At 67.8% G+C, this 25311-nt stretch carries 22 protein-coding genes; 5 read left to right on the top strand and 17 right to left on the bottom strand.

From position 1 onward, the window contains the following. The first annotated feature begins 7 nt into the window (after nt 1-7). The 3 genes from BA022_RS07320 to BA022_RS07310 all read left to right on the top strand — a co-directional run bounded on the left by BA022_RS07320 (nt 8) and on the right by BA022_RS07310 (nt 3941). Entirely contained in the window at nt 8-988 is a 981-nt protein-coding gene (locus BA022_RS07320; RefSeq protein WP_088887035.1) for a 2-hydroxyacid dehydrogenase, read from the top strand. Between the two features lie 63 nt (nt 989-1051). Continuing rightward, entirely contained in the window at nt 1052-2752 is a 1701-nt protein-coding gene (locus BA022_RS07315; RefSeq protein ID WP_088887034.1) for a DNA recombination protein RmuC, read from the top strand. 1 nt (nt 2753) lies between these two features. Continuing rightward, nucleotides 2754-3941 carry an MFS transporter gene (locus tag BA022_RS07310; protein ID WP_088887033.1) on the top strand — a complete coding sequence of 396 codons (1188 nt, stop codon included), beginning with the start codon at nt 2754-2756 and terminating at the stop codon, nt 3939-3941. Nucleotides 3942-3995: 54 nt separating this feature from the next. Here the strand turns inward: BA022_RS07310 and BA022_RS07305 are convergent, their stop codons facing one another. The 5 genes from BA022_RS07305 to BA022_RS07285 all read right to left on the bottom strand — a co-directional run bounded on the left by BA022_RS07305 (nt 3996) and on the right by BA022_RS07285 (nt 8275). Then, a complete protein-coding gene (locus BA022_RS07305) occupies nt 3996-4859 on the bottom strand; it encodes an LOG family protein (protein ID WP_015912990.1) in 864 nt (287 codons plus the stop codon). Nucleotides 4860-4990: 131 nt separating this feature from the next. Further along, nucleotides 4991-5386 (bottom strand): fluoride efflux transporter CrcB, encoded by a 396-nt coding sequence (crcB, locus tag BA022_RS07300; protein WP_011805686.1) that lies wholly within the window; start codon nt 5384-5386, stop codon nt 4991-4993. A gap of 42 nt (nt 5387-5428) precedes the next feature. Further along, on the bottom strand, nt 5429-6733 hold the full coding sequence (locus BA022_RS07295; RefSeq protein WP_088887032.1) for a TRAP transporter large permease: 1305 nt from the start codon (nt 6731-6733) through the stop codon (nt 5429-5431). A gap of 15 nt (nt 6734-6748) precedes the next feature. Continuing rightward, entirely contained in the window at nt 6749-7258 is a 510-nt protein-coding gene (locus BA022_RS07290; RefSeq protein ID WP_015912993.1) for a TRAP transporter small permease, read from the bottom strand. A 39-nt stretch (nt 7259-7297) separates the two neighbouring features. Continuing rightward, a complete protein-coding gene (locus tag BA022_RS07285; protein WP_015912994.1) occupies nt 7298-8275 on the bottom strand; it encodes a TRAP transporter substrate-binding protein in 978 nt (325 codons plus the stop codon). Nucleotides 8276-8478: 203 nt separating this feature from the next. On the opposite strand from BA022_RS07285, the gene BA022_RS07280 reads away from it, so the two are divergent. Then, on the top strand, nt 8479-9051 hold the full coding sequence (locus tag BA022_RS07280; protein WP_015912995.1) for a winged helix DNA-binding protein: 573 nt from the start codon (nt 8479-8481) through the stop codon (nt 9049-9051). Between the two features lie 45 nt (nt 9052-9096). On the opposite strand, the gene BA022_RS07275 is transcribed toward BA022_RS07280, so the two are convergent. After that, entirely contained in the window at nt 9097-10920 is a 1824-nt protein-coding gene (locus BA022_RS07275; RefSeq protein ID WP_088887031.1) for a M14 family metallopeptidase, read from the bottom strand. 119 nt (nt 10921-11039) lie between these two features. Between BA022_RS07275 and BA022_RS07270 the strand changes: the two genes are divergently transcribed. Further along, nucleotides 11040-14759: a hydantoinase B/oxoprolinase family protein gene (locus BA022_RS07270; protein ID WP_088887030.1), complete on the top strand. Its 3720-nt coding sequence runs from the start codon at nt 11040-11042 to the stop codon at nt 14757-14759. A 70-nt stretch (nt 14760-14829) separates the two neighbouring features. Here BA022_RS07270 and BA022_RS07265 read toward each other — a convergent pair whose 3' ends face one another. From BA022_RS07265 to rpsA, 11 genes are all read right to left on the bottom strand, one after another. Next, a complete protein-coding gene (locus BA022_RS07265; RefSeq protein ID WP_011805679.1) occupies nt 14830-15198 on the bottom strand; it encodes a monovalent cation/H(+) antiporter subunit G in 369 nt (122 codons plus the stop codon). Then, the gene (locus BA022_RS07260; protein ID WP_011805678.1) at nt 15195-15476 is read right to left on the bottom strand and encodes a K+/H+ antiporter subunit F; all 282 of its coding nucleotides are present in this window, start codon (nt 15474-15476) and stop codon (nt 15195-15197) included. The genes BA022_RS07265 and BA022_RS07260 overlap by 4 nt, the downstream gene beginning before the upstream one ends. Continuing rightward, nucleotides 15473-15964 (bottom strand): Na+/H+ antiporter subunit E, encoded by a 492-nt coding sequence (locus BA022_RS07255; RefSeq protein WP_015912998.1) that lies wholly within the window; start codon nt 15962-15964, stop codon nt 15473-15475. The genes BA022_RS07260 and BA022_RS07255 overlap by 4 nt, the downstream gene beginning before the upstream one ends. Continuing rightward, on the bottom strand, nt 15961-17697 hold the full coding sequence (locus BA022_RS07250) for a monovalent cation/H+ antiporter subunit D (RefSeq protein WP_088887029.1): 1737 nt from the start codon (nt 17695-17697) through the stop codon (nt 15961-15963). Before BA022_RS07250 ends, BA022_RS07255 begins: the two co-directional genes overlap by 4 nt. Next, nucleotides 17694-18059: a Na+/H+ antiporter subunit C gene (locus tag BA022_RS07245; protein ID WP_011805675.1), complete on the bottom strand. Its 366-nt coding sequence runs from the start codon at nt 18057-18059 to the stop codon at nt 17694-17696. Before BA022_RS07245 ends, BA022_RS07250 begins: the two co-directional genes overlap by 4 nt. Beyond that, nucleotides 18059-21013, bottom strand: a complete 2955-nt coding sequence (locus tag BA022_RS07240) for a monovalent cation/H+ antiporter subunit A (protein WP_088887028.1) — start codon at nt 21011-21013, stop codon at nt 18059-18061. Before BA022_RS07240 ends, BA022_RS07245 begins: the two co-directional genes overlap by 1 nt. A 111-nt stretch (nt 21014-21124) precedes the next feature. Beyond that, the gene (locus BA022_RS07235; protein ID WP_088888547.1) at nt 21125-21469 is read right to left on the bottom strand and encodes a ComEA family DNA-binding protein; all 345 of its coding nucleotides are present in this window, start codon (nt 21467-21469) and stop codon (nt 21125-21127) included. Between the two features lie 8 nt (nt 21470-21477). After that, nucleotides 21478-22635 carry a lipopolysaccharide assembly protein LapB gene (lapB, locus tag BA022_RS07230; protein ID WP_088887027.1) on the bottom strand — a complete coding sequence of 386 codons (1158 nt, stop codon included), beginning with the start codon at nt 22633-22635 and terminating at the stop codon, nt 21478-21480. Then, complete coding sequence (locus tag BA022_RS07225; protein ID WP_088887026.1) at nt 22625-22951, bottom strand: LapA family protein; 327 nt, start codon at nt 22949-22951, stop codon at nt 22625-22627. Before BA022_RS07225 ends, lapB begins: the two co-directional genes overlap by 11 nt. Before the next feature lie 129 nt (nt 22952-23080). After that, nucleotides 23081-23392 carry an integration host factor subunit beta gene (locus BA022_RS07220; RefSeq protein ID WP_011805670.1) on the bottom strand — a complete coding sequence of 104 codons (312 nt, stop codon included), beginning with the start codon at nt 23390-23392 and terminating at the stop codon, nt 23081-23083. A gap of 121 nt (nt 23393-23513) precedes the next feature. Continuing rightward, nucleotides 23514-25199 carry a 30S ribosomal protein S1 gene (gene rpsA / locus BA022_RS07215; protein WP_236884909.1) on the bottom strand — a complete coding sequence of 562 codons (1686 nt, stop codon included), beginning with the start codon at nt 25197-25199 and terminating at the stop codon, nt 23514-23516. Nucleotides 25200-25311: the final 112 nt, after the last annotated feature.

Genomic DNA, 25311 nt, shown 5'->3' with positions numbered 1-25311 from the left:
ACTTCCCATGTCCAAGCCCCACATCCTCGTCGCGCGCAAGATCTTCCCCGAGGTCATTGAGCGCCTGACGCAGCATTTCGAGGTGTATGCCAACCAGGACGACAACCTGTGGACGCAGGCCGAGCTCATCGAGCGGCTGCAGGGCAAGGACGGCGCGTTGCTCACCGGCACCCAGCCGGTGAACGCCGAGCTGCTGGCCGCCTGCCCGCAGTTGCGCATCGCGGCCAACATGACGGTGGGCTACAACAACTTCGACATCGCCGCGATGACCGCCGCCGGCGTGCAGGGCACCAACACGCCCGACGTGCTGACCGAGACCACGGCCGATTTCGGCTTTGCGCTGCTCATGGCCACGGCGCGGCGCATCACGGAGAGCGAGCATTACCTGCGCGCCGGCCAGTGGACGCGCTGGAGCTACGACATGTTCGCCGGCTGCGAGGTGCATGGCAGCACCTTGGGCATCCTTGGGATGGGCCGCATCGGACAGGGCATTGCCAAGCGTGGGGCGCATGGCTTTGGCATGAACGTGATCTACCACAACCGCTCGCGCCTGTCGCCCGCGCTGGAGGCCGAATGCAAGGCGCGTTACGTGGGCAAGGACGAGTTGCTGGCCCAGGCCGACCACCTGGTGCTGGTGCTGCCCTACACGCCCGAGTCGCACCACGCCATCGGCGCGGCCGAGATCGCGCGCATGAAGCCCACGGCCACGCTGATCAACATCGCGCGCGGCGGCATCGTGGATGACGCGGCGCTGGCCCAGGCGCTCAAGGAGCGCCGCATCGCTGCCGCGGGACTGGACGTATTTGAAGGTGAGCCCGTGGTGCACCCCGCGTTGCTGGAGGTGCCCAACGTGGTGCTCACCCCGCACATCGCCAGCGCCACCGTGCCCACGCGGCTCGCCATGGCGCAACTGGCGGCGGACAACCTGGTGGCGTTCTTCGACGGGCGCGGCGCCCTCACTCCCGTGAACACGCCCGCCAAGGTGTGAATGAAATTGGCCTCTGGCGCTTGATGGGCAAGCGCTAGCAGCTATTGTTTTGATAGTTCAAGAATGACATTCGAAATGACCGCCGCACTGGCGTTGCTGGTGCTCACCGTGGCGTTGCTGGCGGTGCTGCTGTTGCGCCGCCCGCGCGTGGACCTGCCGCCCGAATGGCTGGCGCGCCTGCAGTCGCTGGAATCTGCGGTGCAGGCCACGCAGCTGGCCGTGGCCAAGAATGACGGAGCGCTGGATGCCATGGCCCAGCAACTGCGCGGGTTCACCCAGACCACGCAGGCCCTGCTGGACGAGCGGCTGGCGCTGGCGGCGCAGGAGTCGCGCACCAGCCGCGGCGAGCTGCAGGCGTCCTTTGCCGCGCTGCAGTCGCGTCTGGAGCAACACCTGGCGCAGGCGCGCGCCGATGCGGCCGTAGCCCGCAAGGAGCAGGCGGATGCGCTGGCCGCCTTTCGTGCCGAGCTGAGCCAGACAGCGCAGGCGCTGGCGGCCGACAGCCTGAAGTCGCGCGACGCCATGGCCGAGAGCACGCAGCTCTTCGGCCAGCGCATCCAGGAGCGCTTTGAGGCGCTGAGCGGCACGACGCGCGGCACGCTGGACTCGCTCAAGGGCGACATCCAGGGCCAGTTGGGCACCATGTCGGGCGCGCTGCGCGACCAGCTGGAAGGCACCACGCACCAGTTGCGCAGCCAGTTCTCCGCCCTGCAGGAGTCCATGGGGCAGCAGCTGTCCGGCCTGGTCGCCAGCAGCCAGAACAATGCCGAGGCGCTGCGCGGCGCGCTCAACGAGCGCCTGGCCGCCATCCAGGGCGATAACGCCGCCAAGCTGGAGGAGATGCGCCGCACCGTGGACGAAAAGCTGCACGCCACGCTGGAGCAGCGCCTGGGCGAGTCCTTCAAGCTGGTGAGCGACCGGCTGGAGCAGGTGCACAAGGGCCTGGGCGAGATGCAGACGCTGGCCGGCAGCGTGGGAGACCTGAAGCGCGTGATGACCAACGTGAAGACGCGCGGCACCTGGGGCGAAATGCAGCTGGGCGCGATCATCGACAACGTGCTCACGCCCGAGCAGTTCGCCCGCAACGTCAAGACCATGCCGGGCAGCGACGACCTGGTGGAGTTTGCCATCCGCCTGCCGGGCAAGAGCGACGAGCAGCCCGTGTGGCTGCCCATCGACTCCAAGTACCCCGTGGAGCACTACCAGCGCCTGCTGGACGCGCAGGACACGGCGGACAAGGGGGCCATCGCAGCGGCGGGCAACGCCTTCGAATCCTCCATCCGCCTGGAGGCCAAGAAGATCTTCAGCAAATACGTGGCGCCGCCATACACCACCGACTTCGCGGTGCTCTACCTGCCCACCGAAGGGCTATTTGCCGAAGTCATGCGCCGTCCCGGGCTGGTCGAGGCGGTGCAGAACGATTGCCGCGTGATGATCACCGGGCCTGCCAATCTGGCGGCCATGCTCAGCAGCCTGCAGATGGGCTTCAAGACGCTGGCCATCGAGAAGCGCTCGTCCGAGGTGTGGAGCGTGCTGGGCCAGGTGAAGACCGAGTTCGCCAAGTTCGGCGACGTGGTGGAGGCTACGCGCAAGTCCATCGACGCGGCGGCCAAGAAGTTCGAGCAGGTGGATGTGCGCACACGTGCCATCCAGCGCAAGCTGCGCGGCGTGCAGGAGCTGCCCGCGCCGGAGCCGGCGGCGGGGCAGGGCGATGCAGCGGGCGCACCCTTGCCGGACCTGCTGATCGAAGACGAAGGCGAGTGACTTGAATCTGGCGCTTGCGCGGCTGATCGCCGGCCAGATCTGCATCCACGCCAGCATGGCGGGCATGCGCATGGCCGCGCCGCTGCTGGCGCTGCGCGAGGGCTACAGCGCGGCGGCCGTGGGCGTGCTGCTGGCGCTGTTCGCGCTCACGCAGGTGTTCCTGGCGCTGCCCGCGGGGCGCTATGCCGACCGCCATGGGCTCAAGCGCCCGGTGCGCCACGCGGTCGTCGCGGCCGTCCTGGGTGCCGGCGCGGCGCTGGTGTGGCCGACGTTTGCGGTGCTGTGCGTTGCGGCACTGCTCACCGGTGGCGCCACGGGGGCTGCCACGATCGCCTTGCAACGCCACGTGGGCCGCGCCGCGCACGGCGGCACGCAACTGCGTCAGGTCTTCAGCTGGCTGGCCATCGGGCCGGCGGTGTCCAACTTCGTGGGCCCGTTCTGCGCGGGGCTGCTGATCGATCACGCGGGTGCGCAGGCGGGCGCGACCATGGGCTTTCGCGCGGCCTTCGCGCTCATGGCCGTATTGCCGCTGGCCACCTGGTTCTGGGTGCGCGGCACGCAGGAGATGCCGCCAGTGGTGGCCGCGGAGGACGGCACGCGCGCGCGGGCCTGGGACCTGCTGGCCGAGCCCGGCTTTCGGCGGCTGCTCATCGTGAACTGGCTGCTGTCGTCGTGCTGGGACGTACACACCTTCGTAGTGCCGCTGCTGGGGCATGAGCGGGGGCTGTCGGCCTCGGTGATCGGCTCCATCCTCGGCGCGTTTGCGATTGCCGCCGCGGTGATCCGCGTGCTCATGCCGCTGGTGGCCGACCGGCTGCGCGAATCCACCGTGGTCACCGGCGCCATGGTGGCGACGGCACTGCTGTTCGCGGTCTATCCGCTGCTGCCGACGGCCGTGACGCTGGGAGCGTGCTCGGTGCTGCTGGGGTTCGCGCTGGGCTCGGTGCAGCCCATGATCATGAGCATGCTGCACCAACTCACGCCCGCGCACCGCCATGGCGAGGCGCTGGGTCTGCGGCTGATGGCGATCAACGGCTCCAGCGTGGTGATGCCGCTGCTGTTTGGCACCGCGAGCGCGCTGGTAGGGCTGAGTGGCCTGTTCTGGGCCGTGGGCGCCACTGTGGGGCTGGGTGCGCGCGTGGCCTGGCGGCTGCGCGGCGAGGCGCCAGCCCCTCCGCCGCATCCCTGACAGGCCTGGACTGTCAAGGCGGTCCGCACGGGGCGCCGCGCCGCTGGTGCGCGGTCAGAGTTCGTAGAACGTGCGGATGATGCTCCAGGCCTCGGCTGGGTCGTCGGTGTAGTGGAACAGCTGGAGGTCCTCGGGCGAGATCGTGCCTTGCTCCACGAGCGCCTCGAAGTTGATCAGCTTCTTCCAGAAGGCCACGCCGAACAGCACGATGGGCACGGGCTTGGCCTTGCCCGTCTGCACCAGCGTGAGCACCTCGAACAGTTCGTCCAGCGTGCCGAAGCCGCCAGGGAACAGCACCAGGGCCTTGGCGCGCATCATGAAGTGCATTTTGCGCAGCGCGAAATAGTGGAACTTGAACGACAGCGAGGGCGAGATGAAACGGTTGCCGCTTTGCTCGTGCGGCAACGAGATGTTGAGGCCCACGTTGAGCGCCCCTGCGTCGTGTGCGCCGCGGTTGGCCGCCTCCATGATGCCCGGCCCGCCGCCGGTGCAGATGTACAGACGCTCGGCGGGCGGGCGGCTCTCGCTGTACTCGGCCACCAGGCGCGCGAACTGGCGGGCCTGGTCGTAGTAATAGGCGTTCTTCACCGCACGCTCGGCGCGCGCAATGCGCTCGGTATCGCCGCTGGCGCGTGCATCGGCCAGTTGCTGCTCGGCCGCTTCGGGCGAGATGAAGCGTGCGCTGCCGTACACCACGACGGTGTGCTCGATGCCCTGCGCCGTCTGGCCCAGGTCGGGCTTCAGCAGTTCCAGTTGAAAGCGGATGCCGCGCGTCTCGCGGCGCAACATGAACTCGGGGTCGGCGAAGGCGAGGCGGTAGGCCTCGGCGTGCAGCGGATTGCCGGCAACGGCGTAGTTGTGCAGCTCGGCCCAGGCATGCGCCAGGCGGCTGTCTTGGAGGTCGGTATTGGCTTGCATGGATGATTTTTCAGTGGAGGCGGCTGTCTGTGGGGCAGTCGCCGGGGTGCGCAGTGTAGCGAGGGGATTCTAATGAAAATGGCCTGTAGCGCTTATGTATCAAGCGCTAGCAGCTATTAAATTAATAGTGATCAAACGCCTTGCCGCGCGCCCGCCCACAGCCAGGGCAGGCTGTGCAGCCCGGCCCAGGTCATGCACAGCGAGCCGGCCACATGCAGCGCACACAGGCCCAGGGCCTGCGCCAGGCGCTGCTGCTGCAGCAGCCCGACCACTTCGGCCGAGAAGGTGGAGAAGGTGGTCAGCGCCCCCAAAAAGCCCGTGATGAGCAGCGCGCGCCAGACCGGGTCCAACTGCGGCAGTGCCTGGAACAGCGCCAGGCACAGGCCGATGAGGTAGCCGCCGATGAGGTTGGCCGCGAGCGTGCCCCAGGGCAGCAGCGCGCCCTGCGTGTTGAGCCACAGGCCCAGCCGCCAGCGCGCGAGCGCGCCGGCGCAGGCACCGGCGCAGATGGCAAGAACGTGGAACATCGGCGCATTGTAGGGAGGCGCTGCCGAGCGGCGGCGGCCTCGTCAGCGCGCCGTCATTTGCTGCGGGAGCCAGGTCACGATGCCCGGAAACACATAGATCAGCGTGACGGCCGCGCACATCAGCAGGAACATGGGAGCGGCCACGCGGGCGATCCACGGTAGCTGCTTGCCCGTCATGCCCTGCAGCACGAACAGGTTGAAGCCCACGGGTGGGGTGATCTGCGCCATCTCCACCACCAGCACGACGAAGATGCCGAACCAGATGGGGTCGATGCCCGCTGCGTTCACCGTGGGCATCAGCACGCCCATGGTGAGCACCACCATGGAGATGCCGTCCAGGAAGCAGCCCAGCACGATGTAGAACACGGCCAGCGCAACCACCAGTTGCGCCTGGCTCAGCCCCAGCGAAGAGATCCATTCCGCCAGGTGCCGCGGCAGGCCGATGTAGCCCATGGCCAGCGTGAGGAAGGCCGCGCCCGCGAGGATCAGCGCGATCATGCAGTACAGCCGCGTGGCGCCCATGAGCGCGTCGCGAAAGCTCGCCCAGTTCAGCGACCCCTGCGCCGCGGACAGCACCAGCGAGCCCACCACCCCCACGGCGGCGGCCTCGGTGGCGGTGGCGATGCCCGTGTAGATGGAGCCCAGCACCGCGGCGATGAGCAGCACCACGGGAATCAGCGCGCGCGATTCGCGCAGCTTGTCCAGCAGGCCCATCTGCCGATCGGCCGCTGGGACCTGGTCGGGGTGGCGCAATGCCCAGAACATGATGTAGCCCGAGAACAGCGCGGCCAGCAGCACCCCGGGCAGCACGCCGGCAATGAACAGCTTGGAGATCGATACCTCGGCCGTCACGCCGTAGACGATCATGATGATCGAGGGCGGGATCAGCAGGCCCAGCGTGCTGGCGCCGGCCAGCGTGCCGATGACCATCTTCTCGGGGTAGCCGCGGCGCGTGAGCTCGGGCAGCGTCATCTTGCCGATGGTGGCGCAGGTGGCGGCGCTGGACCCCGACACGGCGGCAAAGATGGTGCAGCCCACCACGTTGGTGTGCAGCAGCCGCCCGGGCAGGCCCTGCACCCACGGGGCCAGGCCCTTGAACATGTCTTGCGACAGCCGCGTGCGAAACAGGATCTCGCCCATCCAGATGAAGAGGGGCAGGGCGGTGAGCGTCCAGCTCGACGAGGAGCCCCAGATGGTCACCGCCATGGCGTCGCCCGCGGGGCGCGAGGAAAACAATTGCATGCCGATCCAGGCCACGCCCGAGAGCGTGAGCCCGATCCACACGCCGCTGCCCAGGATCAGGAACAGCGACAGGATCAACAGGCCGGTGATGGCAAGGTCACTCATGAAGGCGTCTTCCGGTCATTCGTTGCGCAGGGCTTCGCCCGGCGTGGCGCCCGCCCGCCGGCCCAGGAGCTGCAGCACCAGTTCGTCCACGAAGGCAATCGCCATCACCATCGCGCCTACGCCCATGGACAGCTGCGGCAGCCACAGCGGCGTGGCGTCGCTGCTGGTGGAGATGTCGTTGAACGCATGCGACTGCCAGGCCAGCCGCACGCTGTAGTACGCGAACAGCACGGCCAGCAGCGTGCCCAGGGCCAGCGCGAACAGCTCCAGCGCCTGGTGCGCGCGCCCCTTGAGGGCGCTCAGCACCAGCGTCACGCGGATGTGCTCGCCGCGCTTGAGGGTATGCGCCAGCGCCAGAAAGCCCGCAGCCGCCATGAGGTAGCCCGCATAGGCGTCGATGCCCGGTACATGGAAGCTGAGCTGCCGGCTCACGATGGACAGCAGCACGGCGCACAGAAGCGCCACCATGCACAGCGCCGCCAGCGCGGCGGCGCCGTCATAGAGGAAGTTCAACAGGCGTCGCATCGTGGTCTGGCGCGTGGAGGCTCTCTGGGCGGGGAGGTGTTACTTGCGGTAGGCGTCGATCAGCGCCTTGCCGTCGGGCCCGGCCTTGTCCAGCCATTCCTTGAGCATGGTGTCGCCCACCTTGGCCATGTCGGCCTTCAGCTGGCTGCTGGGCGGCACTACCTGCATGCCCTCGGCCTTGAGCTTGGCCAACGTGTCCTCGTTCACGCGGCGGCTGGCGGCCCAGCCGCGGGTCTCCGCGTCGGCGGCGGCCTTGAGCACGGCTTCCTGCACGGGCTTGTCCAGCGCATCGAACGCCTTCTTGTTCATGATGAGCGCGTTCTTGGGTAGCCAGGCCTGGGTGTCGTAGTAATACTTGAGGTGCTCGTAGAGCTTGCTGTCCACGCCCGTCGCGCCCGAGGTCATGGTGGACTCCACCACGCCGGTGGCGAGCGCTTGCGAGAACTCGGCGGCCTGCACCGTCACCGGCTGCGCGCCCACCAGCTCGGCGATGCGCGCGGTGGCGGGGCTGTAGGCGCGCCACTTGATGCCCTTCAGGTCGGCGGCGTTGTTCACGGGCTTCTTGGTGTAGATGCCCTGTGGCGGCCAGGCCACGGCGTACAGCAGCACCATGCCTTGCTCGGCCAGCTTCTTCTCCAGGAACGGCTTTTGCGCCTTGTACAGCTTCATCGACGCGTCGTAGCTGTCGGCCAGGAAGGGCAGGCCGTCCACGCCGAAGATCTGCCATTCGTTCTGGAAGTTGGCGAGCAGGATCTCGCCGAGCTGCGCCTGCGCGCCCTGCACGGCGCGCTTGATCTCGGGCGCCTTGAACAGTGCGGCGTTGGCATGCAGCGTGATCTTGAGCTTGCCTCCTGACCCCTTGTCCACGTCGCTGATGAACTGCGCCAGGTTCTCCGTGTGGAAATTGGTGGCCGGGTAGGCGGCGGCCAGGTCCCACTTGGTCTGGGCATGCAGGGCGGGGGCGCACAGGCCGGTGAGGGCAGCCAGTGCAACGGCGGCAAGGTTTCGACGCTTCATCTCGGGGGTCTCCGCAAGGGTTGAGAAGAGAGGGGGCTCAGCGCGTTCACTGTAGCGGGGGCCACAGGGAAACGGCCTAGGTGATTCACCTGAATGTCGATAAATTGCCGGCAAATCATCGGGCTGCTCCCTACAATCAATCGACATGCACATCCCATGCCAATGCCGTCTGTCGCTTTTGGCGCAGTCCTCGGAGTGAAACCATGACCGCAGCCGCCAGACCCAAGTCCCCGGCCCCCGCTGCCACTGCCAAGGTGGGCAAGGCCGCCAAGGCGCGCGGGCCCATCGTGTCGTCCGCGCACCTGGTGTCGGACCGCAGTGCGGAGATGAGCGAGTTCGAGTTCGGCCTCATCGTCGCGGGCAATGCGTTCCACCGCTGGGTGGTGCACTGCATGGCCGCGGCCGGTCTGCGCGACCTCACGCCGCTGGACGTGGTGGTGCTGCACCATGTGACGCACCGCGCGCGCGACAAGCGGCTGGCCGACATCTGCTTCATCATGAACGTGGAAGACACGCACGTGGTGAACTACTCGCTCAAGAAGCTGCTGGCGCTGGGCGTGGTGGCCTCCAGCAAGAACGGCAAGGACGTGACCTACGCCGCCACCGAGGCGGGCCGCGCCCATGTGCAGCGCTACCGTGAGATCCGCGAGAGCTGCCTGATCGATGCGCTGAATGCCGACGACGGCCTGAACCGCGACATTGGCGAGCTGGCGCGCCTGCTGCGCGTGCTGTCCGGCATGTACGACCAGGCGGCCCGTGCCGCGGCGTCCATGTGAAAAACGCTATTTATTTGATAGCTGTTAGCGCTTGTCGGTAAAGCGCTAGAGGCCTGTTGGCCTTGAAGTTCCGACGGGCGATGGCAGGTGTGTGGCAATGTCCTGCCAGGCCTGCACGGCGGCCAGGGCGGTGTGCATCTGCACCGTGTGCGCAAAGCGGAAGGCGTCGCCGTGCACCGTCTCGTCGGGGAACTCGGTGATCAGCGTCACCGGCGCATCGTGCGACGTCTGCGACTGCATACAGGCGATGCCATCCAGCACCTCGAAGGGTAGCGGGCCCGCGTGGTGCTCGTAGAGGGCCCGCTGGCGTGCGTTGAAATCCGCCAGGCCCGGCACCTGCCGCAGGCGCGCGCACACGGCCTCCAGCAGCGCACGCGCGGGCAACTGCCACCCGGCGTGGTAGCGCAGGATGAGGAAGAACCCCTTGGGCAGCATCCACTGCTCGAATCCACGCGGCACATAGCCCGACAGCGGTCGCGTCCACTCATGCGCGGGGTAGCCATGCAGGTTCACATGCAGTTGCGCGCCCGACAGCGCCAGCGCGGTCTGGCGGGCCTCGCGCTCGTAGAGCGGCGCGCGGTCACGGTATTCCACATCGTCGCCCAGCGCCGTGTAGCGCGCGGCATGGTGCATGTGGCCTGGGTGGCGGGCGCACAGCGCGCGGTGCAGAGCGTAGCCGTCGGGGTTCTCCAGCGCGATCAGCGCGAAGTGCGCGCCGGGTTGCGCCTGCAGCACTTCGGCGGCGCGCAGCGCGCCCACGATGCCCGATGTCTCGTTGGCATGCTGGCCCGCGCTGATGAACACCGGTGCCTGCGTGCCCGCGTGGTACTGCCCCCATACGGTGCGTCCCTGGCGTGACCGGACACTGAAACGTTGCGCGGGCCAGGCGTGCAGGGTCTGGGTGATGCGATCAGGGGCAGGGGACTCGGCCAGCGTCGCCAAACTGTCCGGGGCGTGGGCCGTTGGGTGGGCTGGCAGGTCGTCGGCGCACGCCGCGAAGGGCAGCAGGTCCACCTGCACGTGCGGAGCGCCGTCGCCCGCGCGCACGTCGGGCACGATCTGCCCGGGCTGCAACCGGCGGTCGCCCACGGGGCGGCCGCTGTGCTGTTGGAAGAACTCCAGCAGCGTGAAGTACAGGTCCTCGTGCAGCGCCTCCAGGGTGCTTATGGTCTCGCCGGTGGCGCCCACGGGCTGCTCGTAGCCCGGCAGGTCCACGCGCAGCAGTAGGCGGTCGAAGTACGGCTCATGGTCCGGCCACGCGTGACCGCGCACCGCCTGCACCGCCGCGGCGAAGGCCTGCTCGTAGTCGGTGCATACGGCGGTGTCGATCAGGTCGGCAGCGCCTTCCTGTGTGCCCACGCGCAGCCAGCCGGTGGGCGAGAGCACCGTGGCGCCCGTCATGTCGGTGTGTACGCGGTTGGGTGCGTGCACGTGCTGCACGGTGCGGGTGCCGTCGCGCAGTTCCAGTTCCACGTGGTAGCCGCCACTGGCGTCGTCGTGGGGCTCCATGTGCAAGATGCTGCCCCCCAGCAGGGCGGCGAGCGGATAGGCCTCCAACCGAAAGCGCTGTGCAGGCCCGTGCGCCGCCAGCGGGTAGCGCACGCGGGCCTGCACCACTTGGGTGCAATCCACGTGGTCCATGAAATGCTGTACCAGCGGCTTGTAGGCACTGTGAAAGCGGGCATGCACGCCTGCGGCTGCCAGCTGCTGCGCCGCAGCAAGGCGCGCGGCCTGGCTTTCGAACACCCAGCCTTCCACGTGACATCCGCGCCAGCGCGGCTCGCCAAAGCGCTGTACCCAGGCGTGCAGCGTGCGCTCCAGTGGCAGGTCAAGCAGCCGGGAACCTGTGGCGGCGGGCGGTTGGGTCATATGCGTGGGCGGGGTGGTGAATATCCGGTATGGATCATGCAGGCTTGCAGATAAATTATCGGTAAATTGTGGGTTCTTTCTCCGCAATGTTTCACACGCGGCACACAAAGGAAACGGGTATGGCAAAGAAACTCTGGCAGTTCTGGGTGGATCGGGGGGGTACGTTCACCGATATCGTGGGCCGGCGCCCCGACGGCAGCCTGGTGACGCACAAGCTGCTCTCCGAGAACCCCGAGCAGTACCGCGATGCGGCGGTGGCGGGCATCCGCCACCTGCTGGGGCTGGCGCCGGGCGAGGCCGTGACGCCTGAATTGGTGGAGTGCGTGAAGATGGGCACCACCGTGGCCACCAACGCGCTGTTGGAGCGCAAGGGGGAACCCACGCTGCTGGTTACCACGCGTGGCTTCAAGGACGCGCTGCGCATCGCCTACCAGAACCGCCCGCGCATCTTCGACCGGCACATCGTGCTGCCGCAACTGCTGTACAGCCGCGTCATCGAGGCGCAGGAGCGCATGGGCGCGCACGGCGAGGTGGTACAGCCGCTGGAGGAAGACCACCTGAAGGAGCGTTTGTGGGCCGCTTATGACGCGGGCCTGCGCAGCGTGGCCATCGTGTTCATGCACGGCTACCGCTATCCCGCGCATGAGGAAGCAGCCGCCCGCCTGGCGCTGGCTGCCGGGTTCACGCAGGTCAGCACTTCGCACGGCACCAGCCCGCTGATGAAGTTCGTGAGCCGGGGCGACACCACCGTGGTGGACGCGTACCTGTCGCCCATCCTGCGGCGCTACGTGCAGCAAGTGGAGGCCGAGATGCCGGGCGTGCCGCTGTATTTCATGCAGTCCTCGGGGGGGCTCACGGATGCGCACCGCTTCCAGGGCAAGGACGCCATCCTCTCCGGGCCGGCCGGCGGCATCGTGGGCATGGCGCGCACGGCGCAGATTGCGGCGCAGGCCGAGGCAGCGCCAAGGGGCGGTGCGGCCGCCACGCAGCCGCCGGTGCGCGTGATCGGTTTCGACATGGGCGGCACGTCCACCGACGTGAGCCATTTTGCGGGTGAGTTCGAGCGCGAGTTCGAGACCCAGGTGGCGGGCGTGCGCATGCGTGCGCCCATGATGAGCATTCACACGGTGGCCGCGGGCGGCGGTTCCATCCTGGAGTTCGACGGCGCCCGTTTCCGCGTAGGTCCCCAAAGCGCCGGCGCCAACCCCGGTCCCGCCAGTTACCGCCGCGGCGGCCCGCTGGCCGTGACCGATGCCAACGTGATGGTGGGCAAGATCCAGCCCGCGTACTTCCCGCGTGTGTTCGGCCATGGTGCCGACGAGCCGCTGGACGCGGCCGTGGTGCGCGAGCGTTTTGCGGCGCTGGCGGGCCAGACCGCAGGCGCGGCGGATGGCGCAGCCGCGCTGACGCCCGAGGCCTGCGCGCATGGCTTCATCCAGATCGCGGTGCAGCAGATGGCCAACGCCATCAAGAAGATCTCCGTGGCGCGCGGCTACGACGTCACGCGCTACACGCTGCAGTGCTTTGGCGGCGCGGGCGGCCAGCACGCCTGCCTGGTGGCCGATGCGCTGGGCATGCAGCAGGTGCTGGTGCATCCGCTGGCGGGCGTGCTGTCGGCCTACGGCATGGGGCTGGCCGACCAGAACGTGATGCGTGAGAAGGCGGTAGAGGCACGCCTCACACCCGAGGCGCTGCCCGGCATCACCGCCACGCTGGATGCACTGGCCGAGGCCGCCGAGGCCGAGATGGCGCAAGAGCGCCTCTCGGGCGGCGACATCGTCGTGCGACGGCGCGTGCATGTGCGTTACGAGGGTACCGATTCAGCGCTGGCCGTGCCCTTTGGCGACCTCCAGGCCATCACTCGGGGCTTCGAGGCCGCGTACCGCCAGCGGTTTGCCTTCCTCATGCAGGGCAAGGCACTGATGGTGGAGGCGGTGTCGGTGGAAGCCGTGGTGGCGGGCGATGCGCCGGTCGAGCATGCGCAGGATCTGCAGCCCGAGCGCGAAGTGCCGCGGCGCGACACCGTGCGCATGTTCACCGTGGGCACGGACGGTACACCGGCCTGGCACGACGCCGCGCTGGTGGTGCGCGAAGACATGCGCCCCGGCGACCTGCTGCAGGGCCCGGCCATCATTGCCGAGAAGAACGCTACCACGGTGGTAGAGCCGGGCTGGCAGGCACGGCTCACGTCCCTGGACCATCTGGTGCTGCGCCGCCACCTGCCGCGCACCCAGCGCCATGCCGCGGGCACGCAGGTGGATCCGGTGCTGCTGGAGGTGTTCAACAACCTGTTCATGAACATTGCCGAGCAGATGGGGCTGCAGCTGCAGAACACCGCGTACTCGGTGAACATCAAGGAGCGGCTGGACTTCAGCTGCGCGCTGTTCGACGCCGAGGGCCAACTGATTGCCAACGCGCCCCACATGCCGGTGCACCTGGGATCCATGGGCGAGAGCATCCGTACCGTGATCGCACGCAACCGCGGCCACATGCGGCGCGGCGACGTGTTCGTGCTGAACGACCCCTACCATGGCGGCACGCACCTGCCGGACATCACCGTGATCACGCCGGTCTACATCGGCGACGACCACGGTGAAGCGGCCGTGCCCACCTTCTACGTGGGCAGCCGCGGCCACCATGCGGACGTGGGGGGCACCACGCCGGGGTCGATGCCGCCGTTTTCCACACGCATCGAGGAAGAGGGCGTGCAGATCGACAACGTGAAGCTGGTGGATGCCGGCGTGCTGCGCGAGGCCGAGATGATTGCGCTGCTGGAGAGTGGCGAGTACCCCAGCCGCAACCCGCAGCAGAACCTGGCCGACCTGAAGGCGCAGATCGCCGCCAACGAGAAGGGCGTGCAGGAGCTGCGCCGCATGGTGGAGCACTTCGGCCTGAGCGTGGTGCAGGCCTATATGCAGCATGTGCAGGACAACGCCGAGGAGTCCGTGCGCCGCGCCATCACGCGGTTGGCCGCGCGCGTGCAGGACGGGCATTTCACCTTGCCGCTGGACAACGGCGCGCAGATCACCGTGGCCGTGCGCATTGACGCGGCCACGCGCAGTGCGGTGATCGACTTCACCGGCACCAGCTCGCAGCAGTCCAACAACTTCAATGCGCCCACGGCGGTGTGCATGGCCGCGGTGCTCTACGTCTTCCGCTCGCTGGTGGAGGACGACATTCCGCTCAACGCCGGGTGTCTCAAGCCCCTGCAGGTCATCATTCCGCCGGGCTCCATGCTCAACCCCAACCCGCCGGCATCGGTGGTGGCGGGCAACGTGGAGACCTCCAGCTGCATCACCAACGCGCTGCTGGGCGCCTTGGGCGTGTCGGCGGCCAGCCAGTGCACGATGAACAACTTCACCTTCGGCAACGCGCGCTACCAGTATTACGAGACCATCTCGGGCGGCAGCGGGGCGGGCGGCCAGTTCGACGACGCGGGCGCGATGGTGGGGGGCTTTGATGGCACGAGCGTGGTGCAGACGCACATGACCAATTCACGCCTGACCGATCCGGAGGTGCTGGAGTTCCGCTTCCCCGTGCGGCTGGAGAGTTACGCCATCCGCGCCGGTTCGGGCGGCGGCGGCCGCTGGAAGGGCGGCGACGGCGGCGTGCGCCGCATCCGCTTCCTGGAGCCCATGACCGCGAGCATTCTGTCCAACGGCCGGGTGCACGGCGCCTTCGGCATGGCGGGCGGGCAGCCGGGCATGCCCGGCGTCAACCGCGTCGTGCGTGCGGACGGCCGGGCGGAGCCGCTGCAGCACATCGGGCAGGCGCAAATGGAAGCGGGGGATGTGTTCGAGATCCACACGCCGGGCGGTGGTGGCTTTGGTGGCCGCTGAGTGGTTTTGAACGAAATACGGCTCTAGCGCTTGCTGGTCAAGTGCTATTAGCTATATTTTCAGTAGCAAATCACGAATCGAGCGTGCTGCTGTCCGCCACGCGGCTGAGGCTGGGCGGCACCTTCTCGCCCGCGCGGCGCGCGCGAAACAGCGCGGCGCGCATCAGGAAGATGTTGGTCACGGGCACGGTGATGGCGATGAACAGGGCAATCAGCAGCGCATGCAGCGCCAGGCCGTTGCCCGTCACGGAGAAGTACACCAGCGTGGCATGCATGATGCACCAGCAGCCCATGGTGGCGATGATGGAGGGTGCGTGCACGCGCTCGAAGTAGGTGGCCAGGCGCAGCAGCCCCAGTGACCCCATGAACGCGATGGCCGCGCCGCACAGCACCAGCGCGGACAGCACGATGTCCAGCCACAGCGGCAGTGCGTCGCTCATTCGATCACCTCCCCGCGCAGCAGGAACTTGGCCATGGCCGTGGAGCTGACGAAGCCCAGCAGTGCGATCAACATGGCGGCCTCGAAGTAGTTGGTGCTGCCGTAGTAGATGCCCAGTACCAGCATGAGCAGCATGCCGTTGAGGTACATGCAGTCCAGCGCCAGCACGCGGTCCTGCGCGGCGGGGCCCTTGAGCAGGCGCACCAGGCACAGCACCATGGCCGCGGCCAGCAGGAACATGGCGATGGGCAGCGCCCAGGACAGTACGGAACCGGTCATTCGAAAATCTCCATCAGCGGGCGCTCGTAGCTCGCCTTGACGTGGTCGATGATGGCCTGCGCATCGTCCACCTCCAGCACATGCAGCATCAGCAGGCTGCGGTCCAGCGACAGCTCGGCCCAGGAGGTGCCAGGGGTGATGCACACGATCATGGCCAGTACGGCGAGGGCGTTGGGGTCGCGCAGTTCCAGCGGAATCTTGACGAAGTCCGGCGGGTGGCGGCGCTGCGACGGCAGCAGCAGAAAGCGCAGCACGGCAAGGTTGGACCGCGTGGTGTCCACCATCACCGTGAAGCACAGCCGGATGATCGTGCCGAGGTGGCGCACGCGCACCTTCTGCGGGCGCAGTTCGCTGAACAGCACCGGCAGGCCCCACGCAAGTACCAGTGCCAGCAGGACGTGGCCGATGCTGGTGGTGTGGTTGAGCAGCAGCCACATCACGAACAAACCCAGGGAGACCAGCGGGGCGGGCAGAAGCTTCTTCATCATGGCGCGGCCTTCGTGGTGGCAGAGCTTTCCGCGCGCTCAGGCGTCGGCGTCGTGGTGGGGCCGGGAATGGGCGCGGCCGTCATCACGGCGCGTACATACGTGCCCGGCGCATGCAGCCCGTTGGCCGTTGCTTCGGTGAAACGCATCACGCCGTTGGCCTGCAGGGTGAGCGCCACGCAGGCCCCGAGCAGTATGGCGATGGGCAGCCCCTCCATCACGCGCAACTGGGGCGTGGGGCGGTCGTGCGCGGCCCAGAAGTGGCGTATGCCCGAGCGCGTGAGCGCCAGCAGCGCCAGCAGGCCGGTGGCGATCATCAGCGCGATCAACGTCCAGCCCGGCAGGCCGGGCTGGGTGCCGGCCGAGGAGCCGAGCCCCAGCGGGTTTATCAGCGCCGTCAGCATCGCGAACTTGCCGATGAAGCCGGACAGCGGCGGTAGGCCCGCAATCACCAGCGTACAGGCCATGTAGGCCAGACCCAGAAACGCGGCCGCGGCGGGGATGACGCGGCCGACCAGCACTTCCTCGTCCTCGTCCAGGTTCAGGCCGGTGGTGGGCATTAGCTCGGGGGTGAGGAAGGGGGCCACGTCGTCCAGTTCGTAAGGCGCCAGCGACGCGCCATCGTTGCGCCAGCGGTCGATGAGGTCGGCCAGCAGGAACAGCGCGCTCACGGCCAGCGTGGAGCTGGGCAGGTAGTACAGCAGCCCGGCAGTGAGCGCGTTCTGCCCGAAGCCTGCTGCCGCCAGCAGCGTGCCCGACGACAGCACGGCCGCATGACCGGCCAGGTGGGTGAGGCGCTGCGAGGCCATCATGCCGATGGCGCCGAAGGCCATGGTGACCATGCCGCCGCCGATCAGCCACAGGCTGCCGAACAGGGAGGAGGGACCGGCCTCGCTGCTGAACATCAGCGTCCACAGGCGCAGCAGCGTGTAGATGCCCACCTTGGTCATCAGGGCGAACAGCGCACCCACGGGCGCCGTGGCCGCGCTGTAGGCCGGCACCAGCCAGAAGTTCAGGGGCCACACAGCCGCCTTGATGAGAAACGCCGTGGCCAGGATGGCGGCCGCTGAGTGCAACAATCCCCGGTCGGCGGCCGACACCTGCGGGATGGCCTGCGCCAGGTCGGCCATGTTGAGCGTGCCCGTGATGCCGTACAGCATGGACGCGCCGATCAGGAACAGCGAGGACGCCGCCAGGTTGATGGCGATGTAGTGCAGGCCGGCCTGCACGCGCGTGCGGCCGGCGCCGTGCAGCAGCAGGCCGTACGAGGCTGCCAGCAGGATCTCGAAGAAAACGAACAGGTTGAACAGGTCGCCCGTGAGGAAGGCGCCCCCCAGCCCCATGAGCTGTAACTGGAACAGCGTGTGGTAGTGCACGCCGGCGCGGTGCCAGCGCGCACCGGCGAACACGATGGAGCACAGCGCCACGAAGCCCGTCAGCAGCAGCATCATGGCCGAGAGCCGGTCCAGCACCAGCACGATGCCGAACGGCGCCGGCCAGTTGCCCGGCAGGTACACACCCATGGTCGCGGGCGCTCCAGATTCGTGCGACCACAGCAGCAGCGCCACGGCCACCAGCAGCCCGAGCAGGGTGGACAGGATGTTCAGGCCCAGCTTCAGGCGCTGCTGCTCTTCCTTCATGGTGAGCAGCAAAGCGGCCGTGAGCATCGGCAGCCCGATGGGCGCCAGCATCAGGTGCGGCATGAGCAGGGAGGTCAGCTCCGCGATGCGGCTCATGGCATCTCCTGCGTTTCACGCGAGTGCGAGCCGTCCACGTGGTCGGTGCCCGACATGCCCCGCGAAGCCAGCAGCACGACGAGGAACAGTGCGGTCATGGCAAAGCCGATCACGATGGCGGTGAGCACCAGCGCCTGGGGCATGGGGTCCGCGTAATGCTGCAGATCCTGCGGCACGCCGGGCACGAGCACGGGCTCCTTGTCCACGGCCAGGCCCAGGCGACCCATGCTGAAGATGAACAGATTCACGGCATACGACAGCAGCGACAGGCCCATGATGACCTGGAAGGTGCGGGGGCGCAGTAGCAGCCAGACGCCCGAGCCCGTGAGCACGCCGATGGACAGAGCCAGCACGATTTCCATCAGACGGCTCCTTGTGTGGCCGGGACGGCTGCTTGCTCGCTGGCCGCTTGTTGTTCTTCTTCCATGAGACGGGCGTGGTAACGGTGGCTGCGCACCGACTGGTGGGCGATGGCCGTAAGGATGAGCAGCGTGGAGCCGACGACGAGCGCGAAGACGCCCATGTCGAAGAACATGGCGCTGGCCACGTGGAGGTCCCCGATCAGCGGCAGGTGCAGGTGCGCGGTGTGGCTGGTAAGGAACGGATAGCCCAGCGCCACGGCGCCCAGTCCGGTGCCCAGCGCCAGCAGCAGGCCGGAGGCAATCCAGCGCCGCGGATACAGGGGCAGGTGCGCCTCGACCCACGATGTGCCCGAAATGATGTACTGCAGCACCAGCCCCACCGAGAACACCAGGCCTGCCACGAAGCCGCCGCCCGGCTGGTTGTGCCCGCGCATGAAGAGGTAGAAGGCCACCAGGGCCGAGAACGGCAGCAGCAGCCGCACCAGCACCGCGGGCACCATCAGGTAACCGACGGCCGTGTCGGTGGCGTTGCGCGGGTTCAGCAGGTCGGTCTGTAGATCGGCCGGCAGGTAGCGCTGCTGCTCGGGCAGGTCCATGGTCTCCACCGCGGGGCGAAAGCGCCGCAACAGCGCATACACCGTGAGCGCCACGATGCCCAGCACCACGATCTCGCCGAACGTGTCGAACCCGCGGAAGTCCACCAGCATGACGTTGACCACGTTGGTGCCGCCGCCCTCGGTGAGGGCGCGCTCCAGGAAGAACGTGGAGGTGCTCTGCGCGAAGGGGCGGCTCATCATGGCAAATGCCAGCCACGCCATGCCGCCGCCCGCGGCGACGGCCAGCAACAGGTCGCGCACGCGCCGCGTGCGCGCCAGCGCGGCGCTGGCGGGCGAGGCGGGCAGGCTTTCGTCGCGCTTGGGCAGCCAGCGCAGGCCCAGCAGGATCAGGATGGTGGTGACCAGTTCCACGGCCAGCTGGGTGAGTGCGAGGTCCGGCGCGGAGAACCACAGGAAGGTGATGCAGACGCACAGCCCTGCACCGCCCATGAGGGTCAGCGCGGCCAGGCGGTGGTACTTGGCCTGCCAGGCCGAGGCCACGGCGCAGACCATGCCCAACGCCCAGATCAGCACGAAAGCGGGCGACAGCGGCAGCGTGCCCCGATCTCCCAACTGCAAGCCGCGTGTGTACAGCGGCATGGCGGCGCCCACGAGCGTGACGAGCACCAGCCACAGCATCTGCCACTGCAGGCGGCGCGTGGACAGCAGGCGCCGCCCGCTGTGCCCCCAGCGCGTGATCTGCACCAGCACTGCCTCGAACACGCCGCGTCCGCTGACGCGGTGCATCAGTGGGGCGGCGTTGATGCGGCCTTGCTTGCGCTCCCAGCGCAACACCATGTACAGGGCGGTGCCGCCGACCAGCGCCACCAGGCTCATCATGAAGGGCGTGTTGAAGCCGTGCCAGACCGCCAGGCTGAAGGCCGGCAGTTCGCCCCCCACCACCGGCAGCGCCGCGGCATTCAGGTACTGGCCGATCGACCACGCGGGCAGCACGCCCACCACCAGGCAGGCGCAGACCAGCAACTCCACCGGCACGCGCATCCAGTGCGGCGGCTCATGGGGCTCATGCGGCAGATCGGTGGCGGGGGGGCCCCAGAACACATCGACGATGAAGCGCAGCGAATAGGCCACGCTGAACATGCCCGCGACGGTGGCCGCGATCGGCAGTATCTGGGCCACGGCCGGCGCAGCGTCGAAGAACACCGTCTCCGCGAAGAACATCTCCTTGGACAGGAAGCCGTTGAGCAGCGGCACGCCCGCCATGGCGGCGCTGGCGACCGTGGCCAGCGTGGCGGTGACGGGCATCATGCGCCGCAGGCCCGAGAGGCGCCGTATGTCCCGCGTGCCGCTTTCGTGGTCGATGATGCCCGCGGCCATGAACAGCGACGCCTTGAACGTGGCGTGGTTCATGATGTGGAACACGGCGGCCACGGCGGCCAGCGAGCTGTTGAGGCCCAGCAGCAGCGTGATCAGGCCCAGGTGCGAGATCGTGGAATACGCCAGCAGGCCCTTGAGGTCGTTCTGAAACATGGCCGCGTAGCCGCCGATGAGCAGCGTGGCCAGGCCCGCGCCGCCCACCAGCCAGAACCACGGCTCGGTGCCGCCCATGACGGGCCACAGCCGTGCCAGCAGGAAGACGCCCGCCTTCACCATGGTGGCCGAGTGCAGGTACGACGACACGGGCGTGGGCGCAGCCATGGCGTTGGGCAGCCAGAAGTGGAACGGAAACTGCGCACTCTTGGTGAACGCCCCCAGCAGCACCAGTACCAGCGCCGTGAGGTACATGGGGTGGTCGCGCACCAGCTCGGCTGCGCCCAGCACGCGGTCCAGGTCATAGCTGCCCACGATGTGGCCCAGCACCAGCATGCCGGCCAGCAGGCACAGTCCGCCCGCGCCCGTCACGGTGAGGGCCATGCGCGCGCCCCGACGGGCGTCTTCACGGTGGTGCCAGTAGCCGATGAGCAGGAACGAGAACAGGCTGGTGAGCTCCCAGAAGAACACCAGTTGGATGATGTTGCCAGACAGCACCACGCCGGCCATGGCGCCCATGAAAGCCAGAAAGAACGAGAAAAAGCGCGGCACCGGGTCCGCCGGCGACATGTAGTAGCGCGCATACAGCACCACCAGCGTGCCGATGCCGAACACCAGCATGCTGAACATCCAGGCGAACCCGTCCATGCGGATGACCAGGTTCAGGCCCAGCGCAGGCAACCAGGTGATCTCCTCGCGCAACACGCCCGCTTCGGCGATCTGGGGGAAGTACAGCGCCGTTTGCACCGTGCAAAACAGCGCGACCAGGCCCGCGAGCGTGGACTCGGTATTGCGCGCATTCGCGGGCAGCACGGCCGCCAGCAAGCTGCCCACAAAGGGAAGAAGAATGAGGAGGGTCAGAGGCATCAGCGTCTGATTCTAGGGCGTCGCCCTTTCCCGCGTGCTATGAAAACCCGAGCAAGTGGCGGCGAATACGCTGCTGTCCAGCGCGTTATGGCGCGCGGCTACCGGTGTGTGTCAGCGTGAGGAGGGGCTGTCGCCGACCCCCGCGCCGGAGGCTGCAGGCGCGCCCGCGGGCGTTGCTACGGCTGGATAGGCGGCGCCATTGACGGTGAGCCCCTGCGCCGACAGCCGAGCGGCGGCCGCGGGGCCGATGCCCTTCACGCGTGCGATCAGGTCGCTCCAGTCCTGGAAGGGCCCGCGTGCCCGCTCTGCCAGGATGCGCGACGACATCGCCGGCCCGATGCCCCTGACGCCATCCAGGTCCGCTTCGCGTGCGTGGTTCACGTCCACGCCGGCCAGCGCGACGGCAGCATGCAGCAGCACAAGCGCTACGCTCGCATGCCGCAGGGCCGCAGGCATGCGCACGGCTACAGCTCCTCGACGCGCCGTGCCGGATAACTGTCCCAGGTCTGGCAGCCCGGGCATTGCCAGAAGTGCTGGCGTGCCTCGAACCCGCAGGCTGCGCAGCGGTAGCGCGTGAGCGGCTTTGCCGCTTGCTCCAGCGCGCGCTGGATTTGCGGGTGGAACTGCTCATGGGTCAGCGTCTCGCCTGCCAGCCACTTCGTCGCGGCGACCAGGGAGGGCTCGCGCTCCAGGTGGCGCACGTACCATTCGCGCCCGACGGCCGCAGTGTCCGCGTTGGCAGCCTCCAGCGCCACCACGGCTTCCAGCAGATCCAGGGATGGCATGTCCTCGTAGTGGTGCTGCAGCAGCGCCTGGGCCTGCGGCGCTTGTCCCGTGGCGGTGGCGGTCTCCACCAGCAGCGGTGCGGCCAGCGGCAGCGCGGCGGGTGCGGCCTGGGCGAGCGCTTGCAGGGTGTCGAAGGCCGCTTCGGGCTGGCCCTGGCGCTGCTGCAGCCGCGCCAGCTCGATGCGCGCGCGCGGCGCCTGGGGCGCCGTGGCCAGGGCCTGCTCCAGCAGCGCCTGGGCGGCGGGCAGTTCGCCATGGGCTGCCAGCGCCAGCGCCTGCTCGCACAGGTAGTGCGCCAGCCGGGTGCTGAAGTCGCCCTGCTGCGCATCGTGCATGCGCCGTGCAATGTCCGACGCCTGTGGCCAGTCGCGCGAACGCTCGTAGATGGCCAGCAGGGCCATGCGTGCCTGGCCCTCGAAGGCGCTGCCCTCCAGGCGGCGCAGTGCGTCTTCCGCGCGGTCGAGCAGGCCTGCCTTGAGGAAGTCCAGCGCCAGTGCATGCTGTGCGCGCTCGCGGTCGGCGCGGCTCAGGTCGCCGCGCGACAGCAGGTGCTCGTGCACCCGCACGGCGCGGTTGTACTCGCCGCGGCGGCGAAACAGGTTGCCCAGGGCGAAGTGCAGTTCGGTGGTGTCAGGGTCGTTCTGCACCGCCTCGATGAAGGCGTCGATGGCCTGGTCTTGCTGCTCGTTGAGAAGGTAGTTCAGGCCCTTGAAGTAAGCCTTGGGTGCGCGGCGGTTCTCCTCGCGCATCTGCCGCAGGTCGAAACGCGAGGCGAACCACCCCAGCCCGAAGGCCAGCGGCAGCCCCAGGAAGATCCAGCTCAGGTCAAATTCCATGGATGGGTGGCTGCGGCAGGGCGGGGTCGGCCGCCGCCGGAGATGCGGCAGAGGATGCGGCGGCGGGTGCGGCGGGGTGCGGCAAGGCCTGGTGCGCGCGGCGCGCAGCGCTGCGGTGGCGCCACCAGCGCGGCACCATGCCCAGCACGCCCACGGCCACGCCAAGCGCGAAGGCCGTCAGCACGATCAGCACGGCCGGTGCCGTCCACTGCGTGCCGAAGAAAAAGTACACCGTGGCGTCCTGCTGGTTGTTCAGCGCGAACGCGAACAGGGTAAAAAAAATGGCTGCCTTGAGCAGCCACAGGAGGTATTTCATGCATCTCCCCAGTGGTGGCGAGATTCTACGGGCAGCGTAGCGGCCTGAGCGGTAGGCGGCAGGCCATCCGTTGGCCTCAAGCCAAAAACGGCTCTAGCGCCTGCCCAGCAAGCGTGAACAGCTATGGTTTTATTGCGCCTGTACGCCCTGCAGTTCAGCGGTGCGCTGGTCCACGGTTTCGCGCAGTGCCTTGCCGGGCTTGAAGTGGGGAACGCGCTTTTCGGGGATATGCACCGCCTCGCCGCTGCGCGGATTGCGGCCCATGCGCGGGGGGCGGCGGTTGACCGAGAAGCTGCCAAAGCCGCGGATCTCGATGCGGTGCCCGCGCACCAGTGCATCGCTCACGGCGTCCAGAATGGTCTTGACGGCGTATTCGGCGTCGCGCTGGGTGAGCTGCCCAAAGCGGGCAGCCAGTTCTTCGACGAGGTCAGATCGGGTCATGGGACGGCATTCGGGCGGAGGTTGATGTGACAGCGGGCGCTACCAGAGCGCCCGCTGTGTGTGGTGTGCCGCCACCCGCAGGTGGAGGCACACCGGCGCCTGCAGGGCAGGCCGCGACGGATTACTTGTCGGAGTTGTCCAGCTTGGCGCGCAGCAGGGCGCCCAGGCTGGTGGTACCGGCGTTTTCCTTCGCGGACTGGGCCGACAGGTGCGCCATGGCTTCCTGCTGGTCAACCATGTCCTTTTGCTTGATGGACAGCTGGATGTTGCGGGTCTTGCGATCCACGTTCACCACCACGGCCGTGACTTCGTCGCCTTCCTTCAGCACGTTGCGGGCATCTTCCACGCGGTCGCGGGAGATTTCCGAGGCGCGCAGGTAGCCCACGATGTCTTCGCCCAGATCGATCTCGGCGCCACGGGCGTCCACGGTCTTGACCTTGCCGGTCACCGTCTGGCCCTTGTCGTTCACCGTCACGAAGGTGGTGAACGGGTCGCCATCGAGCTGCTTGATGCCCAGGGAGATGCGCTCGCGGTCCACGTCCACAGCCAGCACGATGGCTTCGACTTCCTGGCCCTTCTTGTAGTTGCGAACAGCGGCTTCGCCGGGTTCGTTCCACGACAGGTCGGACAGGTGCACCAGGCCGTCGATGCCGGCAGCCAGGCCCACGAACACGCCGAAGTCGGTGATCGACTTGATCGGGCCCTTGACGCGGTCGCCGCGCTTGGTGTCCTGCGCGAATTCTTGCCAGGGGTTGGCCTTGCACTGCTTCATGCCCAGGCTGATGCGGCGCTTGTCTTCGTCGATCTCCAGGACCATGACTTCGACTTCGTCACCCAGCGACACGAGCTTGGAAGGAGCCACGTTCTTATTGGTCCAGTCCATTTCGGAGACGTGCACCAGGCCTTCGATGCCGGGCTCCAGCTCGACGAACGCGCCGTAGTCGGCGATGTTCGTGACCTTGCCGAACAGGCGCGTGCCCGAGGGGTAGCGGCGCGATACGCCCAGCCACGGGTCGTCGCCCATTTGCTTGAGGCCCAGCGAGACGCGGTTCTTCTCGGTGTCGAACTTGAGGATCTTGGCCGTGATTTCCTGGCCGGCGGTGACTACCTCGGAGGGGTGGCGCACGCGGCGCCATGCCATGTCGGTGATGTGCAGCAGGCCATCGATGCCGCCCAGGTCCACGAACGCACCGTATTCGGTGATGTTCTTGACCACGCCGTTGACGATGGCGCCTTCCTTCAGCGTTTCCATCAGCTTGGCGCGCTCTTCGCCCATGGAGGCTTCCACCACGGCGCGGCGGCTCAGCACCACGTTGTTGCGCTTGCGGTCCAGCTTGATGACCTTGAACTCCAGGGTCTTGTTTTCGTACGGAGTCAGGTCCTTGACGGGACGGGTGTCGATCAGCGATCCGGGCAGGAAGGCGCGGATGCCGTTGACCAGCACCGTCAGGCCGCCCTTGACCTTGCCGGAGGTCGTGCCGGTCACGAATTCGCCGGATTCCAGCGCCTTCTCCAGCGACAGCCAGGAGGCCAGACGCTTGGCGGTGTCGCGCGACAGGATGGTGTCGCCGTAGCCGTTTTCGATGGAGCCGATGGCCACGGACACGAAGTCGCCCACTTGGACTTCGATCTCGCCCTGGTCGTTCTTGAATTCGTCGATCGGCACATAGGCTTCCGACTTCAGGCCAGCGTTCACCACGACGAAGTTGTGCTCCACGCGCACGACTTCAGCGGTGATGACTTCGCCGGGACGCATTTCGGTGCGTGTCAACGACTCTTCAAAAAGGGCGGCAAAAGATTCAGACATGTAGTTCCTTGCCCGCATGCAGGTTTCCGAGGGCACCATTGCCTTCGTTTCTAAGACTGCCTGCGGAGGTTGTGCGGCATCACACCGCGGGGTTGAGGTTGTAAGAACCACA

It is taken from the genome of Diaphorobacter nitroreducens (assembly GCF_002214645.1).
Classification (GTDB): domain Bacteria; phylum Pseudomonadota; class Gammaproteobacteria; order Burkholderiales; family Burkholderiaceae_C; genus Diaphorobacter; species Diaphorobacter nitroreducens.
This window is presented reverse-complemented; position numbering and strand designations above follow the sequence as displayed.